At 47.3% G+C, this 17,657-nt stretch carries 13 protein-coding genes; 5 read left to right on the forward strand and 8 right to left on the reverse strand.

The window, feature by feature from the left end:
• Positions 1 to 77: 77 nt before the first annotated feature.
• Positions 78 to 1,904: a penicillin-binding protein 2 gene (gene mrdA, locus QUA57_RS22155; protein WP_333063631.1), complete on the reverse strand. Its 1,827-nt coding sequence runs from the start codon at positions 1,902 to 1,904 to the stop codon at positions 78 to 80.
• Positions 1,905 to 2,451: 547 nt separating this feature from the next.
• Between mrdA and QUA57_RS22160 the strand changes: the two genes are divergently transcribed.
• Positions 2,452 to 2,934, forward strand: coding sequence for a hypothetical protein (locus QUA57_RS22160; RefSeq protein ID WP_333063630.1), 483 nt, complete (start codon positions 2,452 to 2,454; stop codon positions 2,932 to 2,934).
• Positions 2,935 to 3,081: 147 nt separating this feature from the next.
• Entirely contained in the window at positions 3,082 to 3,879 is a 798-nt protein-coding gene (gene cysE, locus QUA57_RS22165; RefSeq protein WP_242719981.1) for a serine O-acetyltransferase, read from the forward strand.
• A 75-nt stretch (positions 3,880 to 3,954) separates the two neighbouring features.
• Here the strand turns inward: cysE and QUA57_RS22170 are convergent, their stop codons facing one another.
• A complete protein-coding gene (locus QUA57_RS22170) occupies positions 3,955 to 4,536 on the reverse strand; it encodes an Npun_F5749 family FMN-dependent PPOX-type flavoprotein (protein WP_333035995.1) in 582 nt (193 codons plus the stop codon).
• 123 nt (positions 4,537 to 4,659) lie between these two features.
• On the opposite strand from QUA57_RS22170, the gene QUA57_RS22175 reads away from it, so the two are divergent.
• Positions 4,660 to 5,778, forward strand: coding sequence for a tocopherol cyclase family protein (locus tag QUA57_RS22175; protein WP_333063629.1), 1,119 nt, complete (start codon positions 4,660 to 4,662; stop codon positions 5,776 to 5,778).
• Between the two features lie 35 nt (positions 5,779 to 5,813).
• Positions 5,814 to 6,326: a plastocyanin/azurin family copper-binding protein gene (locus QUA57_RS22180; protein WP_445304500.1), complete on the forward strand. Its 513-nt coding sequence runs from the start codon at positions 5,814 to 5,816 to the stop codon at positions 6,324 to 6,326.
• 7 nt (positions 6,327 to 6,333) lie between these two features.
• Here QUA57_RS22180 and QUA57_RS22185 read toward each other — a convergent pair whose 3' ends face one another.
• The 6 genes from QUA57_RS22185 to pflB form a co-directional block, all read right to left on the reverse strand.
• A complete protein-coding gene (locus QUA57_RS22185) occupies positions 6,334 to 7,239 on the reverse strand; it encodes a hypothetical protein (protein ID WP_333063628.1) in 906 nt (301 codons plus the stop codon).
• Positions 7,240 to 7,453: 214 nt separating this feature from the next.
• Positions 7,454 to 7,771 (reverse strand): hypothetical protein, encoded by a 318-nt coding sequence (locus QUA57_RS22190; RefSeq protein WP_333036002.1) that lies wholly within the window; start codon positions 7,769 to 7,771, stop codon positions 7,454 to 7,456.
• A 123-nt stretch (positions 7,772 to 7,894) separates the two neighbouring features.
• A complete protein-coding gene (gene clpS / locus QUA57_RS22195) occupies positions 7,895 to 8,188 on the reverse strand; it encodes an ATP-dependent Clp protease adapter ClpS (protein WP_190743461.1) in 294 nt (97 codons plus the stop codon).
• Positions 8,189 to 8,415: 227 nt separating this feature from the next.
• Positions 8,416 to 11,046 (reverse strand): bifunctional acetaldehyde-CoA/alcohol dehydrogenase, encoded by a 2,631-nt coding sequence (gene adhE, locus QUA57_RS22200; protein ID WP_333063627.1) that lies wholly within the window; start codon positions 11,044 to 11,046, stop codon positions 8,416 to 8,418.
• A 124-nt stretch (positions 11,047 to 11,170) separates the two neighbouring features.
• Positions 11,171 to 11,911: a pyruvate formate-lyase-activating protein gene (gene pflA / locus QUA57_RS22205; RefSeq protein ID WP_333063626.1), complete on the reverse strand. Its 741-nt coding sequence runs from the start codon at positions 11,909 to 11,911 to the stop codon at positions 11,171 to 11,173.
• Between the two features lie 179 nt (positions 11,912 to 12,090).
• Positions 12,091 to 14,319 (reverse strand): formate C-acetyltransferase, encoded by a 2,229-nt coding sequence (gene pflB, locus QUA57_RS22210; protein WP_333063625.1) that lies wholly within the window; start codon positions 14,317 to 14,319, stop codon positions 12,091 to 12,093.
• A 413-nt stretch (positions 14,320 to 14,732) separates the two neighbouring features.
• Here pflB and QUA57_RS22215 point away from each other — a divergent pair, with 413 nt between their 5' ends.
• A complete protein-coding gene (locus tag QUA57_RS22215; RefSeq protein WP_333063624.1) occupies positions 14,733 to 17,468 on the forward strand; it encodes a bifunctional acetate--CoA ligase family protein/GNAT family N-acetyltransferase in 2,736 nt (911 codons plus the stop codon).
• Positions 17,469 to 17,657: the final 189 nt, after the last annotated feature.

Genomic DNA, 17,657 nt, shown 5'->3' on the forward strand with positions numbered 1-17,657 from the left:
AACTTATATTTAACTCTGCTTGAATATATCGATCGCTCCTGCTCTTGGTTGGCGATCGATTATTCAGCAAGCCCTAACTAAGGAGTAATCACTACAGGCTCATTCACCTTTTTGGGTTTCCCAAAATAAGCTTGAAACACCTCTTTGGCGATTGGGGCCGCGGCAACAGAACCATAACCGCCATTTTCCACAACCACGGCGATCGCAATTTCCGGCTTGGAGACAGGCCCGAAGGCCACATACAAAGAGTGATCCTCCTGTCCAATAACCTCCGAAGTCCCTGTTTTGCCCGCCGTCAGCGGAATCGTACCGTCATTCATCCCCTGTCCAGTACCCTGGGCAACCACCGCGATCAGTCCTTCCTTAACCACCTGAATTGTTGAAGGTTTCATCCCCGTATGTACCGGTTTAATCTCCGCTGTGCCAGTCATAGAAGTCAAAAGATGAGGCTTCACCCGATAGCCCCCATTAGCGATCGAACTCACCATCACTGCCGCCTCCAAAGGAGTCACTAACACCAACCCCTGACCGATCGACATCGTTACCGTATCACCCGCATACCAAGGTTCTTTATAAATTTTCTCCTTCTCCTCCGGCGTCGGGATTTGACCGTAATCGCCGCCGCCTAGCCCCAAAAGATTAAAATCCGTATCCTTGCCAATTCCCAAGCGTTTTCCCCACTTAGAAATTTGCTCCGGCCCCGTACTAATCCCCACTTGATAAAAAAACGTATTGCTGCTGAAAGCCAAAGCATCCCGAAAGCCGATGTCGCCGTAACCGCCGCTGTGTTCGTTAAAATCAATTCCCCCCACAGTAATGTAAGACGAAGTACCGAGAATGGAGTCCGGGGAAAATTTGCCCGACTCCAAACCCGCGACGGAAGTCACAATTTTAAACGTGCTACCGGGGGGATAGCCTTGCATGGCCCGATTCAAAAATGGATTTTCCGGGTCTTGAAGAGTTTCCCACTCATCCTTAGTGATTTTTCGCGTAAACAGATTGGGGTCAAAAGTCGGGTGGCTGGCCATAACTAATACCGCCCCGGTTTTGACATCCATGGCCACTACTGCTCCCCGGCGGTTCCCCAGGGCTTTTTCCGCTGCTTTTTGCATTTCCAAGTCTATGGTTAGCTGCACCGCCTCACCGGGTTTGGGCGGTGTCTCTCCCATCAGCCGCAATTCTTGATTGTTGGCATTTACCTCGATCAGCCGATCGCCCCAAACTCCCGCAATCTTCTTGTTAGAACTCGCTTCTATGCCCATCTGACCGACAATCATCCCCATCGGGTATTCAGGATGAGCTTCCAAGTCTGCTGCGGTAGCCTCGCCAATATATCCGATAACGTGAGCCGCCAAACTGCCTTCGGGATAGTAGCGGTTCGCTTCTGGCCGCACTTCCACTCCCCGCATTTGTCCCACCTGTTCTGCTAGCGGCACAAACACCTCTGGCGGCATTGCTTGCTTGAGCCGCACGGGTCTATAGGATTGAGGATCGACCTCTTTTAATTTTTTTAAAATTTCTTGTGCGGGGATTTTAACCAATGGACTCAACTTTTCTGCTGTGGCTTTCCACTCTTCCGGCGTTTGTTCTTTCGGCCACAAATATACCGATCGAGCTAAATTGTTTGCCGCTAGCAACTTGCCTTTGCGATCGATAATGTGTCCGCGATTCGCCGGCATTGGCACTAGGCGAACGCGATTGTTTTCCGCTCTTTCCCGGTTTTGCTTCCCTTGTATCAGTTGCAATTCCACCAGCCGACTAGCGTGCAGGCCTAGCAAACCTGTTGCCACCAGCATTAACATTATCGCCCGGTGTATCGGACGCTCCTGTTTCTTAGGAGTTTCCGCCAGGGTTTTGTCAGAAGAGTGAAATGCTGAGATCGAATAAACTTGTCGTTGCATCATTCTATAGGTAGATGTCAAATCCTAGATTTTAGATTCCTGATGGTCAGTTGTGAAGTATACATCATCAAACCGGGGGCGATCGGGCCTTTACTCTTGGGGGAAGGGGAATAATTGATGATTAACTTTTGACTCACCATTAATAACTCATGACTGCTAACTAATCCCCCAAGCACCAAGAAATAGCCAGAAAAATCAAGATCAGGCTCAGCCAATTAGGGAGGTGGAGCCAGCCAGATAAGCCTATAGGTAACAATACCAAGACCTGTGTCAATAGGGAACCGATCGCCAACAGCAAGGCTAGGAGTATCAAATTTATCATCTTGACACCGTACAATTTCGGACATGAGTCGCTCGCCTGTGGCAGAAATCCGAGTGGCACAAGCGAGCGCGATCGTACAGGGATTGTCCTGATAGACATAAGAAAGAGAAGCTAGGAGGTTTTGAACTAATTTAAAAAAAATTATTCTTCCTCCCGAGTTTGGATTCTAGGGGCTGCCATGGGTAAATTCTGAGTTGTGGTTTTAAGTTGTGACCGAGGAGTATTGCCATGTTGTTTAATCAGCCAGCCAATTTCAAAAACGGTGCGCTCTTGGGTGCGATCGCCGCGATCGTCGCCCTACCAGTTTTAGCAGAAACAGCCAATTTCGGCACTTTAACTTTATCGCGAGGTTTTGCAACCCCAACAGCAGTTTTGAGAGGTTCCACAGGCGGATCGTACTCTCTATCTGTCATAGCCAACGCCGATCGCCACAAAAACAAATGTTTGGGTTTTGCCACCCCAACTCCCGACCACATCATAGTCTTGCAGCAAAACTTTTCAAAACTCACACTCCAAGTCAACAGCGGAGGCAAGGACACGACCTTACTCGTACAAGGCCCCGGTAATGCGGTGCGCTGCGGAGACGATATAGGTCAGAATAAAGATGCTGGCATACTTGATTCAGACTGGCAAGCAGGCTCTTACAAGATTTGGGTAGGTACTCTCGAACCCGGAGTCAAGTCTAACTATACAATCTCAGTACAGGAATAGAACGCAGCGGCGCTGTTGGATGGCGACAATAAAATGTCGTCAAATTCTACCCCACTCTTCCGCCTCCCGATCGACCGCTCACTTCTCCCATCCAGTAAAATGTAAAATCGAAAGTGGCGTGTTTAACCAAAATAGGTAACTCCGAAAGTGCTAAAGACTCTTAGAGCTGACTTCAGTATAATTTTCGATCGCGACCCTGCCGCTCGCAACTGGCTGGAAGTTTTGTTTTGCTACCCCGGTCTTCAGGCCCTGGTGCTGCACCGCCTCGCACACTGGCTTTATGTACTGGGACTTCCCTTCATCCCCCGCTTGATTTCCCACATTGCTCGCTTTTTGACCGGAATTGAAATCCACCCAGGGGCAACCATCGGCAAAAGCGTATTCATCGACCACGGTATGGGGGTTGTGATCGGCGAAACAGCGATTATCGGCGATTTTGCCCTAATTTACCAAGGTGTCACCCTTGGCGGTACTGGCAAACAAAGCGGCAAGCGCCACCCTACCGTCGGCGAAAACGTAGTTGTAGGTGCCGGCGCCAAGGTACTCGGCAATCTGCAAATTGGCAATAACGTCCGCATCGGCGCGGGTTCCGTCGTGCTCCGCGACGTACCATCTGACTGTACAGTGGTAGGGATTCCCGGCCGCATCGTCTATCGATCGGGAGTGCGCGTCAATCCCCTAGAACACGGCAGTTTGCCGGATTCGGAAGCTGTGGTAATTCGCTCTTTGCTCGATCGTATCGAGTCCCTCGAACAGCAAGTAAAAAGTTTGCTTCCTCAAGCATCTGTCTCCTTAAATTCTGTTCCCAATTCGCCTTCAGGATTCCCAACTTTAAATCAAACCAGCAATGTAGCTGTAGCTGAAAAAACCCAATTAGCTGTTGCCACCACTTGTCAGTTAAAAGATAAAGCAATTCAAGAGTTTTTTGATGGCACCGGCATCTGAGGAGTGAAAAATTAAAAGTTAAAAATCCCAATCTCTGTTTTTAATTTTTAATTTTTAATTTTTCACTTTAATTTTTCACGGATTAACCGATCGCACAGACCAATTTCCCTCCCCGTCGCGCCGATAAAGCGACCGATTTTGCGGTTCCCCCCGCAACTCCAAAAAATCCACCGTTTCCGGTTCCAACAACAGCAAGCAAAAATTAGGCAGCGGGTCGATCGCATTTGGGGAAGCAGAATCAAAAGCACTAGCCTCGGCTTTGTCATCCCCCGGATGCGGCCAAGCAAACTGTGCTCTAGCCGCCTCAGAAAGCTCCTGCCAAGTTGTGCGCCGGGATAAACAAAACTCTGCCTCTGGATAATCTGCCCCTACCAAAACTAGCTTTCCAGCAATCCGAAATTGTTCGCGAGTTTTCGGGAAATACCAGCAAATTTCCCCCCAAGGATAGAGGTTAATCTCCTCTGCCTTTTGACTGCGAATATCTGTAATAAACTTTAACTGATTAGTATCTGCTAAAAAGCCTCGAAACACCACAGTGCGGTTGGCCGGACGCCCGGTAGCCCGAACAGTCGCTAGTTGCAAGTAGCGAGCAAAAGCAAGACTGCGGTTGCGGTGGAGCGCGCGAGCTAAGGGCGATCGCCAAAGTGCTAAAGACATAATTAATAACCTATCATATGGGTAATTGGTAATGGGTAATTAGTGCATTTTCCCTTCTGCCTCCTGCTTCTCTCCCCTAAACTCACAATTTACAACTTTTAAAATCTTGCTATTGGTAATTTTATGTCAAATTCACTCTCAAAACTCAAAACTATTGAAACTCCCCACAGTGGCTACCACTGGGACGGCAGTTCCCGGCGCTTTTTTGAAGGCTGGTACTACCGAATAACATTACCAATTCACGGACAATCCTTTGCATTCATGTATTCCATCGAAGACCCCAGAGGCGGTCTACCTTACAGTGGCGGTGCAGCTCAAATTCTCGGTCCGAAAGATAGCTATTTGTGTCGCACCTTCCCCGATGTAAATAAGTTTTGGGCGCACCGAGAAAGCTTAGGTTTCGGACATTGGGGCAAAACAGATTTACAAATTAAACCCGAATATTTAGAGCCGCAAGTATTCGACAGCCGCGTCGAAGAAGGCTATCAAGCTACTGCTACTTTGAATCAAGGTTATCTGCACGATCCGGGAAGCGGCAGCCACTGTTTTTGGCAGTACGAAATTCAACCTATTTATGGCTGGGGAAACTCAGAGGAAATCCAGAGATCTACAGCCGGAATGCTATCTTTTCTGCCCGTATTTGAGCCTGGATGGCAAATTTTAATGGCTCACGGTTTAGCCACGGGCTGGATCGATTGGAATGACCAACGCTACGAATTTAAAGATGCTCCTGCTTACAGCGAAAAAAACTGGGGCGGTGCTTTTCCCCAAAAGTGGTTTTGGATTAATTGCAATTGTTTTCAAGGGGAAAAGGATTTAGCTTTAACTGCTGGCGGCGGGAAGCGGGGCGTGCTGTGGTGGATGGAATCGGTAGCAATGATTTGTCTGCATTACCGAGGAAAATTTTACGAATTTGTGCCTTGGAATTCGCAAGTTAGTTGGACTATTGAGCCTTGGGGAAGCTGGAAAATGCAGGCTAGAAACAGTCAGTTTGAAATAGAGTTAATTGGCACTACAAACAGTTCTGGTACTTATCTGCGAGCTCCTACAGAAAAAGGCATGGCTTTTTGCTGCCGGGATACGACGCACGGCGAATTGCGCTTGCAACTGCGAGAGTTGTTGGGGGGGAATGTCGAAAAAAATGGCAAGCAGCGTTCTAGAATTATCTTAGAGGCTCAAAGTTCTTTATCGGGTTTGGAAGTTGGGGGCGGGCCTTGGGATGAAGTTTGGCGATCGAATTAAACCATTAGTCATTAGTGATTAGTCAGTTAATAGTAGTGAGAACAGCCACGATCCATTTACTCGGTTGGCAATTAGCCAAATTCTACCCCAGCCAGCGGTTAGAAAAAACTTTCAAGGTGATTTTGGGACTAATTTTATGTTTGAGTACAATTTTGATGCCGGCGGCAATTGCTAGTGCGGCCGGTGATTTGTCTCGGCAACCTGTCACCGAACTTACTGTTAGTTTGGGTAACGAAGCTGGCGAACTCAAATTTTTCCCCAATCTGCTAGAATTTGAATCGGGTAAGCGCTATAAATTAGTGCTAAAAAATCCCAGTTCCCAGAAACATTATTTTACTGCTAAAAACTTTGCTGATGCGAGTTGGACTCAAAAAGTTGAAGCGGGTAAGGTGGAAATTAAAGGAGCGATTCACGAACTGGAACTTAAACCGGGCGCTATGGCAGAACGGGTGTTTGTGCCGATGAAATCGGGAACGTATAACTTGCGATGTACGGTAGCCGGACATACGGAAGCGGGGATGATTGGCAAAATTACGATCGCCTCTTAAATCCCAGTTAATACATTAACAGATTGACTAATTTTTGTGTAATCGGAAAACCAGTCTGACGCTCAAAATGTCTGAACATCGGACTAGGATTTGCCTCTAAAAATACATACTCACCCGTTGGCTTAAGACGCCAATCAATAGCAGTCCAATCGAGCATAAATGCCTTTAATATTGCTAAACATTGTTGGTGAACTGATTCGGGCAAATCTACCGGAATTAACTCGGACTCTAAATCTTCCCGAAAGTCCAAAGCTTGACTGCGAATTTCCGCAGAATAAACTGATTCACCAATCACATAACTGCGAATATTTGTCCCAGGAATATACTCTTGTATTGTGATTGGAGAAATACTCAAAGCCAAGTCCAGCCGATTAGGTTCTAAATGTGCCTCTGTCACCAACTTGGTATGAGCGCCACCATAAACTGGCTTAAAAATTACTTTTTTCTGAGATTGGAAAAATTCCCTAACTTGCTCTGGATTGTTACTGATTAAAGTTGCAGGAATTGTAACCCCTATTTGCTTGGCCAGACTCAGTTGTAGGGGTTTTTCTTTATGGAATTGGTATGCCTGCCAGGAATTAATCCAGCGAGCCGGACAAGCTTGCATTAGCGATCGCACTGTACTCATGGAATCGTTCAATGCAACTTGCTGTTGATTTGCATCTTTTAAAAATGCAACGCCAACACCGGAAAAATTGCGCCAAAATACACTGTGAATGTCTTGAAAATTCAACTGGCGACCTCCGGGTAGCGTCAAGCACCCTACCAGAGTATCAGGTTGCCAAGACAGACGTAACTGTCTTGGAAACTGATAGGTATCTAAATAATCTACTTCTGCACCGGCTTGGGTGAGAGCATCTTTTATATGAGCAGCATGAGCATCTGAATCGTTACCCAGAATTAAAATGTTCATGGGAAATTTGAAAATTAAAAATGTGCTAAAAGCAAGTACAAATATGAAAAGTCGCATCACTTGTTTTGAGAGTGTTGCAACTTTTTATATATTGAAAAAAAACTTTGAAAAAAAACACTCGAATGAGGCTGAATCTTTGAAAGTCTTATTACAGAAATAAGCGGAAGAGTTCAGGAATTAGGCAGAATCTCTACCATTGTCGCCAGGAATGAGATTACCAATAAATAGGGCCTCCACCGCCTTCAAACCAAGCTTTTGTGTAAGGTCCTCCACCCTCTTCACCTATAGCCAGAGTGGTCATCGGAGGGTCAATGGGAATAGGCTTGGGAGGAAATCCTCCTCCTCCTTCACTTCCCGGACAGGGAGCTGAGATACACTGTATCGGACCACCCCCACCTTCTTCACCTAGAGCCAGAGTCGTGAAACGAATTCCACCTCCGATGTGGGCGGCCTGTTCATCAGTTAACGTCTCTTCAAAATCCAAATCAATTGCTTCCAGATCAGCAATATCTAGATCAAAAGGATGATTCATAAAAGTATCCTACTTGAGTAAAAGATTAGGCTTGTTTACCCATAATCTAAATCAAGAGGATGAAGTGATGTTGCCATTTTGGCAAATTTGAAAGTAAGTATTGTAACTGTTAATTAAAAAATGTTAAGCTGACTCTAGCGGAGCCATTGTCAGTCCGGCACGGCTCAATTGCATATGATAAAGTTCTGCTTGCTCTTGCGGGCCAACCCAGACGGTGGCCTGGCCTTCGTGGTGGATTTGGTTGGCGAGTTTCCAAGCTTGATCGCTCGTCATCCCCGGAATGTATTTCGTCAAACATTCCACAACGTGCTGGAATGTGTTGAAGTCGTCGTTAAGAACTATTACCCGATAGTTGGGATAAGGTTTGCGGGTAACTTGACTCGATCGAACGGGTGCTATGGTTGGTGAAGAGGTCATCGCGCGAACAGCCACTAAAACTACAAAATTCGTAAAATAGTTACCTCTAAAATTATAACACAATTTCAAAATGTTTCAACCCCTACTTGGTATTTTGATCCGCTTCGGGGTTTATTTTCACAGCCAGGCCCTGCGTTAGATTTCTCCAGAAACTGTGGGGAGTAGAGGTTAGGCATCCTGTCCCCCATTGACAGGCTTTTCTGGAGAAATCTCTTGCACCGCGCCGATTAAACTAAAGTTAACACTCGATTGAGATCAGAAGTGTCACCGTCAGAATACGCTTGCAGCAGAAGTTGCTTTAAATCTTCAATCAGCGGATAGCGGGGGTTCGCTCCGGTACACTGATCGTCAAAAGCGCGATCGGCCATTTCTTCAACGCGAGCAAAAAAGAAATCATCACTCATTCCCTGACTGGCAAGAGCCTCCTGAATCGTGCTAGGAAGATCTACCTCACGCTTGAGAGCTTCCACCGCTGCGATCAACTTCTCAACTTTTTCATCTTCTGTATCGCCGCCCAAATTCAGATAGTCCGCAATTCGAGCATAACGCCACTTGCTGTTAGGATACTTGTTTTGAGAAAAAATCGCTTGTTTGAACGGAACATCCGTTGCATTGTAGCGAATTACATGGGAAATCATCAGCGCATTCGCTAAACCGTGAGGGACGTGGCAAGTTGCACCTAATTGGTGAGCTACTGAGTGACAAACCCCCAGAAAAGAGTTAGCAAATGCCATACCGGCCATCGTAGCAGCATAATGTACTTTCTCCCGCGCTTTCGGATCGTTAGCACCATTTTTGTAAGCGCTGGGCAGGTATTTAAACAGCAAACGAATCGCTTCTAAAGCCAAACCATTTGTATACTCAGAAGCCAACACAGAAACATAAGCTTCTAAAGCGTGGGTTAGCGCATCAATGCCGCCGTAAGCAGTCAGTTTCCGGGGCATATTCAGCGTCAGTTCTGGATCGACGATCGCCATACTCGGAGTCAGAGCATAATCTGCAAGCGGATACTTAATCCCCGATCGTTCATCCGTAACAACCGCAAAAGGCGTGACTTCCGAACCCGTTCCCGAAGTAGTTGGAATTGCCACCATAATTGCCTTTGAACCCAAAGGCGGCAGTTCGTATACCCGCTTGCGAATATCCATAAACCGCATCGCCAATCCTTCAAACTCAATTTCTGGATGCTCGTACATCAGCCACATTACTTTAGCAGCATCCATCGGCGAGCCACCACCAAAGGCAATAATCACATCTGGATGGAAACTATTGCAGATTTCTAAACCTTTGCGAACAGTAGCCAGCGAAGGATCGGGTTCCACATCGTAAAATGTGTAGTGATCGATGCCGATTTCTTCCAAACTATCTGTGACTTCCTTAGTCAATCCCAATTCAAACAAAGGTTTATCCGTCACGATCAAAGCACGTTTCTTACCTGCAAGATCCCTCAAAGCTACAGGAAGACAACCCGACTTAAAATAAATCTTGGGAGGAATGCGGAACCAGAGCATATTCTCGCGCCGTTCTGCTACGGTTTTTATATTCAGCAGGTGATGGGGTGTCACGTTGACAGAAATCGAATTATCGCCCCAGCTACCGCAACCGAGGGTAAGGGAGGGATCGAGGCGGAAATTGTACAAATCGCCGATCGCACCTTGAGAAGAAGGCGTATTAATCAGCACCCGCGAAGTCTCTAGTTTGCTTTCAAAATAACGAATGTGCTTCTGATTGTGGGGGGCGGTATAGAGTACAGAAGTATGGCCGTGTCCGCCAAAAATTATCAACGCTTCAGCTTTGTCTACTGCTTCATTAAAGTCCTTGGCGCGGTACATTGCGAGAATCGGCGAAAGTTTTTCACAAGCAAAGGGTTCTTCTTTACCAACCGCCTCCACTTCTCCAATCAAAACCCTGATGTTGGCCGGCACTACAAAACCCGCAATCTGCGCCACCTTTTGCACCGATTGTCCGACAATTTCGGCATTCAATCGCCCATCAATTAAGATTACCTGCCGCACTTTTTCCCGTTCTTCCGCATTGAGGAAGTAAGCACCGCGCTTGATAAATTCCAGTTGCACTGCATCGTACACCTCATCCACAACAACCACCGATTGTTCCGAAGCACAAATCGTGCCGTTGTCAAAAGTTTTGCTGAGCAAAATTGAGCTGACAGCCATTTGGATGTGGGCGGTTTCATCGATGATGGCGGGAGTATTTCCCGCGCCGACACCGAGGGATGGGTGCCCTGAAGAGTAGGCAGCTTTTACCATTCCCGGCCCGCCAGTTGCCAAAATAAGTTTGATATCGGGGTGCTGCATCAAAGCTTGGGAAAGCGGCACAGTTGGCTCATCAATCCACCCAATAATATCCGGTGGTGCTCCTGCCGCTACAGCAGCATCGAGGATGATTTTTGCCGCCGCAGCCGTGCAGGATTTTGCACGGGGATGGGGCGAAAATATAATGCCATTTCTCGTCTTGAGCACGATTAAAGACTTGAAGATGGTGGTGGAAGTCGGGTTAGTTACAGGAACGATTCCCGCCAGCACTCCCACGGGTTCGGCAATGCGTTCGTAGCCAAAATGCCGATCGGACTCAATGATACCGCAAGTCTTGTCGTTTTTGTATTTGTTATAAATCATTTCCGAGGCAAAATGATTTTTGATTGCCTTATCTTCGATGACTCCCATTCCCGATTCTTTGACGGCTGCCTTGGCTAAGGGAATGCGGGCGGCATTAGCGGCTAAAGCTGCTTGCTTGAATATGCGATCGACCTGTTCTTGAGTGTAGGTGGCAAATTCAGCTTGGGCTGCTTTCACTTTTTGAATGAGCGCTTCTAATTCATCTACATTGGTAACTTTCATGTTGTTTTTCCTAATGTTTATTTTGGTAAAATTATTGCCTCAATCTTTGATTGGTAGGGAACCTGCAGATCGACGCAGATAATTTCAAGATTGTTGGTGAGTTGTGAACGCGGTATTTTAATTATTATATACCGCTAGCTCCGATCGCATTGACGCCGCGACTGCGAAAAATATCAACTGTTTGTTGGACGAGTTCCGGTGAAGCTGGAGGTGTATCCTTGAGTTCGTAATCCAGTTTTAATTGTTCCCATTTGTATTCTCCCATTTTATGAAATGGTAATACTTCGACTTTTTCCACATTGTTCAGATTGGCAATAAAATTCGCTAGTTTTTCTACGTTTTCGATGGCATCTGTGAGGTGAGGAACTAGAACGAACCGAATCCACGTCGGTTTGCCAATTTCGCTGAGATATTTAGCCATTGCTAAAGTTGGTTCGATGGAAACGTTGGTGACTTTGTAATACAGTTCTGGAATGTAGGATTTGATGTCCAATAAAACCAGATCGGTCATTTCCAGAACCGGTTTAGCCACTTCTAAAAGACAGAATCCTGATGTGTCTAGGGCTGTATGCAATCCCATTTGATGACACCGACTAAAGATTTCTCTGACAAAATCCGGCTGCATCAACGGTTCGCCGCCGCTGACTGTAACGCCTCCTTTCCGCAGGTAGGATTTACATTTTGTAATTTGATCGATTAAATAATCAACGGTTACTTCTTTACCATCGGGGGAATTGTGGCAGTCGGGATTGTGACAGTAAAGACAGCGTAACGGACAGCCTTGGGTGAAGACGATAAACCGGATTCCGGGGCCGTCTACGGTACCAAATGTTTCGATTGAATGAATGCGACCAATTCCAGACATTGATTTGGTTTTGAATTTTGCTTGGCTTCAACTCCGCTCAGTCAGCCGTCAAGTTAAAGTTTTAGTTTGGGCTTCGATTCCGCTCAGCCAGCGGTTAAATCGTTAACGGAGCGAAGTCGAAGTTTGAGTTTGGGCTTTGCTCAGACAGCGTTTAGGTTGGTAGCTGAGCGAAGTCGAAGCTATACCCGTTCGTGGAACGTGCGTTTAATCACATCTAATTGCTGTTCGCGGGTAAGTTTGATGAAATTAACCGCATAACCGGAGACGCGAATTGTTAGCTGGGGATAGTTTTCTGGATGTTCCATCGCATCTAGTAATGTTTGCCGATCGAGCGCGTTAACATTGATGTGATGGCCGCCATCGTGGAAGTAACCGTCTATAAGACTAACTAGGTTATTAGTCCGATCGCTCTCCATTCTGCCCAAGGCCTGCGGTAGAATCGAAAAAGTATTCGATATGCCATCTTGACAATCACTGTAAGGCAGTTTTGCTACAGAAGATAAGGATGCGATCGCCCCACAGGAATCTCGGCCGTGCATCGGGTTAGCACCGGGAGCAAAGGGTTCGCCTGCTTTACGTCCGTCGGGAGTGCTACCAGTTTTTTTGCCGTACACTACGTTAGAAGTAATCGTGAGTACCGATTGAGTCGCTACAGCGCCGCGGTAGGTTTTGTGCTGGCGAATTTCGTTCATGAACCTTTGCACGAGTTCGATCGCCAGACTGTCTACGCGATCGTCATTATTGCCGTATTTGGGATATTCTCCTTCGATCGAGTAATCTACGGCTAAACCTTGCTCGTTGCGAAGCACCTTAACTTTAGCGTGTTTGATCGCCGAGAGCGAATCGGCCACCACGGACAGTCCCGCAATTCCGCAGGCCATTGTCCGGTAAACATCGCGATCGTGCAATGCCATTTCCAGCCGTTCGTAGCAGTATTTGTCGTGCATATAGTGAATGACATTCAACGTATTGATATACGTTTTTGCCAACCACGCCATCATGTCATGGAACCGCGCTCTTACCTCTTCATAATCGAGATATTCGGTAGTAATCGGTGAGAACTGCGGCGCAATTTGGTCGCCGGACTTCTCATCTTTACCGCCGTTAATCGCATAGAGCAAAGTCTTCGCCAAGTTAACTCGCGCGCCGAAAAACTGCATTTGCTTGCCAATTCGCATCGCGGAGACACAACAGGCGATCGCGTAATCATCGCCGTATTGAGGACGCATCAAGTCGTCGTTTTCGTACTGAATTGAACTCGTATCGCTGGATACCTTCGCACAGAATTCTTTGAAGTTTTCCGGCAAGTTTTCCGACCACAACACGGTGAGATTTGGTTCTGGTGCAGTACCGAGGTTTGAGAGAGTGTGCAAGAATCGGAAACTGTTACGAGTTACCAATGTTCTACCGTCAGTGCTGATACCGCCGATCGCCTCTGTTACCCAAGTTGGATCGCCAGAAAACAGAGCGTTATAGTCGGGAGTTCGCAAAAACCGCACCATGCGGAGTTTCATTACAAAATGGTCGATCAGTTCTTGCAATTCCACTTCGGAACTCGCGCCACTTTGCAAATCGCGCTCGCAATAAATGTCTAAAAACGTCGATACGCGGCCGAGAGACATCGCTGCCCCGTTTTGTTCTTTCACTGCTCCCAAGTAGCCAAAATACACCCACTGGACAGCTTCTCGTGCGTTTGCCGCCGGACGGCTAATATCAAAGCCGTAGCTAGCAGCCATTTCTTTTAACTCAAACAATGCCCGAATTTGCTCGGATAACTCTTCGCGTAAACGAATTGTTCCCTCGTCCATCGCGTCTAGTTCGAGCGATTCTTGCTGTGTTTTTTTATCATCAATTAGGCGATCGACACCGTACAAAGCAACGCGCCGATAGTCACCGATAATCCGCCCGCGTCCGTAGGCATCTGGCAAACCTGTGATGATACCAGAACGTCTCGCCAGACGCATCGAGCGCGTGTAAACATCGAATACACCATCGTTATGAGTTTTGCGATATTTCGTAAATATTTCTTCTGTTTGCCGATCGAGCTGATAGCCGTAAGCTTCTAAACCGGCCTTGACCACACGAATTCCCCCCAAGGGCATAATCGCGCGTTTCAATGGTCTATCTGTTTGCAAACCTACTATTTGTTCTAAGTCGCGATCGATGTATCCTGCTGCATGAGCCGTGATCGATGTGGGAATTTTTGTATCAACATCCAATACACCTTTTTCGCGCTCTTGCTTCATTAATTCCAGAACTTTTTGCCAAAGCTGCTGGGTTTTTTCGGTTGGTGCTGTGAGAAATTCTGCATTCCCTTCATAGGGGGTATAATTCTTTTGGATGAAGTCTCTGACGTTGACTTCGTTTGTCCAGTTGCCTTCCCTAAAGCCGTGCCATTGTACTAACATAGCTTGCTTTTACCTCAATTTTTTGTTAGCGATCGATCTTTTCTGCTTCGACCACTACATCTACTATATATTTAATCTCACTATTTTAAATACCCTGTTCGATCTTTGTTACAAAATTTTACTTCCTAATTCCCTGGGAAGAATTAAGATAGATAGTAGCCAGAAATTCCTATTAAATTTGTGAGGAAGCTCTGACAAAATTGGATTCCGAACTAACAGTTAGACAACGGAAATGTTGTTTAAGTGCGGGTCGGTGGGGAACGCGCAATGAGATTTTTTTGTCAGGAACCGCGAACACCAGAAGAAGATGAATAAAAAGCAGAAAAAGAGCAGAAAAAGAGTTCGGATTGGATGCGGTAATTGTTATCGAAAGCAGAGCAATATTAATTGCTGATTAATTGAAGTAGGGTATTATGCAGATAAATTCTAGAAATCAAAGCACTGCGAGCGATCCGGCTCACGATATTTGGAAAGAACAGCGTCATCCGCTCGATCGGATTTTTCGGCCTCGCTCCGTGGCTGTAATCGGCGCAACAGAGAGAGAAGGAAGCGTCGGACGTACTCTCCTGTGGAACTTGATTCGGAGTCCTTTTGGCGGAACAGTTTTTCCGGTGAATCCGCAGCGCCGCAGCGTCTTGGGGCTCAAGTCTTATCCTGACATTGCTAGCGTCCCGGAAGTAGTGGATCTGGCGGTGATTGCTACGCCTGCTGCTGGGGTGCCACAAGTGATCCGCGAATGTATCGCTGCTGGGGTGAAGGGAGCAATTATTGTTTCTGCTGGCTTTAAAGAGATTGGTGCTGCTGGGGAGGCTTTAGAACAGCAAGTTATGGCCGAGGCGCGTCGGGGCGGAATGCGGATTATCGGCCCCAATTGCCTCGGGGTGATGAATCCTGTGCTTGGGCTCAATGCTACTTTTGCAAGTACGATCGCCCGTCCGGGTAATGTCGCCTTCATCAGTCAAAGCGGCGCCCTCTGTACTTCAATTCTCGACTGGAGTTTGGGGGAAAATGTCGGTTTTAGCGCTTTTGTGTCGATCGGCTCTATGCTCGATGTCGGTTGGGGCGATCTGATCGAGTATTTCGGAGACGATCCCCATACCCACAGTATCGTTTTGTACATGGAATCTATGGGTGATGCTCGTTCGTTCCTGTCCGCTGCCCGCCCCGTGGCGATCGACAAACCGATCATCATTCTCAAGGTAGGACGTACCGCCGCCGCCGCCCAAGCCGCCGCTTCCCATACGGGAGCTTTGACCGGCAGCGATGACGTGCTTAACGCTGCTTTCCGTCGCTGTGGCGCGTTGCGGGTACATACGATTTCCGATTTGTTCGACATGGCAGAAATTCTTGCCAAGCAACCGCGACCGCAGGGCAACCGCCTATCGATCGTCACCAATGCAGGAGGCCCAGGGGCGATCGCCACTGATGCCTTAATTAGCGACGGCGGTGCGCTGGCAGATTTGGCACCAGAGACGCTGCAGCAGCTTGATGAGTTTTTGCCGCCTCAGTGGAGTCATCACAACCCGATCGATATTTTGGGCGATGCTAGTAGCGATCGTTATGCCAAAACTTTAGAAGTTGTCGCTCCAGATCCCAATAGTGACGGATTGCTGGTCATCCTAACGCCACAAGCGATGACAAATCCCACCCAAACCGCAGAAAAACTCAAGTCTTACAGCCAACTCGGAAAGCCCTTATTAGCAAGCTGGATGGGCGGTGTGGAAGTGTCAGCGGGAACGCAAATTCTCAATCAGGCAAATATTCCGACTTTCCCCTATCCCGATACCGCAGTCAGGTTATTCAACTATATGTGGCGGTACACGTACAACCTGCGCGCTATCTACGAAACGCCTTCTCTATCGGCTGATTGCGATGTCTGGTGTCCCGATCGATCGGCGGCCGCAAATATTGTGACTTCTGCACGCAAAAGCGATCGCACTTTGTTAACAGAATACGAATCGAAGCAGTTGCTGGCAGCTTATGGGATTCCCACCATCGCCACATCCATCGCCACCACCGAGCGCGAAGCTGTAGAAATTGCCGAGATCCTGGGTTATCCAGTGGTGCTAAAACTGCATTCTGAGACGATTACTCACAAAACCGATGTGGGGGGCGTAAAACTAAATTTAGGCGATGCTAAGGCTGTAATTAGTTCCTTTGAGGCGATCGCCCAGCGGGTACTGGCGATCGATCCTGCAGCGTTTCTCGGCGTAACCGTGCAGCCGATGGTGCATTTGGAAGGCTATGAACTAATTTTAGGTAGCAGTATCGACCCACAATTTGGGCCGGTGATGCTGTTTGGTTCCGGCGGACAATTAGTGGAAGTCTTTCAAGATCGATCGCTGGCACTTCCGCCTTTAAATACCACCCTAGCGCGGCGGATGATGGAGCAAACGCGCATCTATAAAGCTTTGCAAGGAGTGCGCGGCCGATCGGCAATTGACTTGGTGCAACTCGAACAGTTATTAGTTCGTTTCAGTCAACTGATTGTAGAGCAACCTCAAATTGCCGAGATTGATATTAATCCACTGTTGGTTTCTCCTGAAGGTGCGATCGCTCTTGATGCCCGCGTTGTTCTGCAAACAACGGAAAACGCCATTTCACCCGCGATTCGCCCGTATCCTACGCAATACGTTCAAACATGGTCAACTAATGGCGATCGTCCCATCACCATCCGTCCGATTCGCCCAGAAGATGAGCCGCTGATGGTGCTGTTCCATGAAGAACTTTCGGAAGAGAGCGTGTATTTGCGCTACGCTCACATGGTAAAGTTAAAGCACCGCATCGCTCACGAACGTTTGACCCGGATTTGTTTTATTGACTACGATCGGGAAATGCTGTTAGTAGCCGATCGTCAAGACCCGGAAACCTCAGAACACCGGATTTTGGGAGTAGCGCGTCTGAGCAAACTCCACGGCAAAAACGAAGCCGAATTTGCCCTGATCGTTAGCGATAGCTATCAGCAGCGCGGTTTGGGAACAGAATTATTGAGGCTGCTGCTGCAAATTGGTCAGGAAGAGAAATTAGAGGCGATCGTCGGCTACATTCTCAATAGCAACTACAAGATGCAGAGCCTCTGTAAAAAACTAGGATTTGAACTCCAACCAGACCGAGGCGAAGGAATGTTGAAAGCTGTTTTTGTTTGCTAATAGCAAGTTTTGTTAAATAATATCAATTCCTGCTGCGCCGTAATGATATCAAATCCGCGTTTCATCGTCCAGAAAAAGTCGAATCAAGCTGCCGACAAATAATTCGCGCAATTTTCAGTTTTTTGATTCACCGTCAACCGTCAACCGTCAACCGGAATCAATATAATTCTCATTCATCACAACTTTCGT

The sequence above is a fragment of the Microcoleus sp. Pol7_B2 genome (assembly GCF_036701035.1).
Classification (GTDB): Bacteria; Cyanobacteriota; Cyanobacteriia; order Cyanobacteriales; family Microcoleaceae; genus Microcoleus.

Coding starts and splice junctions, on each gene's coding strand:
- mrdA (WP_333063631.1), bottom strand. CDS start 1,904: ATGATGCAACGACAAGTTTATTCGATCTCAGCATTTCACTCTTCTGAC.
- QUA57_RS22160 (WP_333063630.1), top strand. CDS start 2,452: ATGTTGTTTAATCAGCCAGCCAATTTCAAAAACGGTGCGCTCTTGGGT.
- QUA57_RS22170 (WP_333035995.1), bottom strand. CDS start 4,536: ATGTCTTTAGCACTTTGGCGATCGCCCTTAGCTCGCGCGCTCCACCGC.
- QUA57_RS22175 (WP_333063629.1), top strand. CDS start 4,660: ATGTCAAATTCACTCTCAAAACTCAAAACTATTGAAACTCCCCACAGT.
- QUA57_RS22185 (WP_333063628.1), bottom strand. CDS start 7,239: ATGAACATTTTAATTCTGGGTAACGATTCAGATGCTCATGCTGCTCAT.
- QUA57_RS22190 (WP_333036002.1), bottom strand. CDS start 7,771: ATGAATCATCCTTTTGATCTAGATATTGCTGATCTGGAAGCAATTGAT.
- clpS (WP_190743461.1), bottom strand. CDS start 8,188: ATGACCTCTTCACCAACCATAGCACCCGTTCGATCGAGTCAAGTTACC.
- adhE (WP_333063627.1), bottom strand. CDS start 11,046: ATGAAAGTTACCAATGTAGATGAATTAGAAGCGCTCATTCAAAAAGTG.
- pflA (WP_333063626.1), bottom strand. CDS start 11,911: ATGTCTGGAATTGGTCGCATTCATTCAATCGAAACATTTGGTACCGTA.
- pflB (WP_333063625.1), bottom strand. CDS start 14,319: ATGTTAGTACAATGGCACGGCTTTAGGGAAGGCAACTGGACAAACGAA.
- QUA57_RS22215 (WP_333063624.1), top strand. CDS start 14,733: ATGCAGATAAATTCTAGAAATCAAAGCACTGCGAGCGATCCGGCTCAC.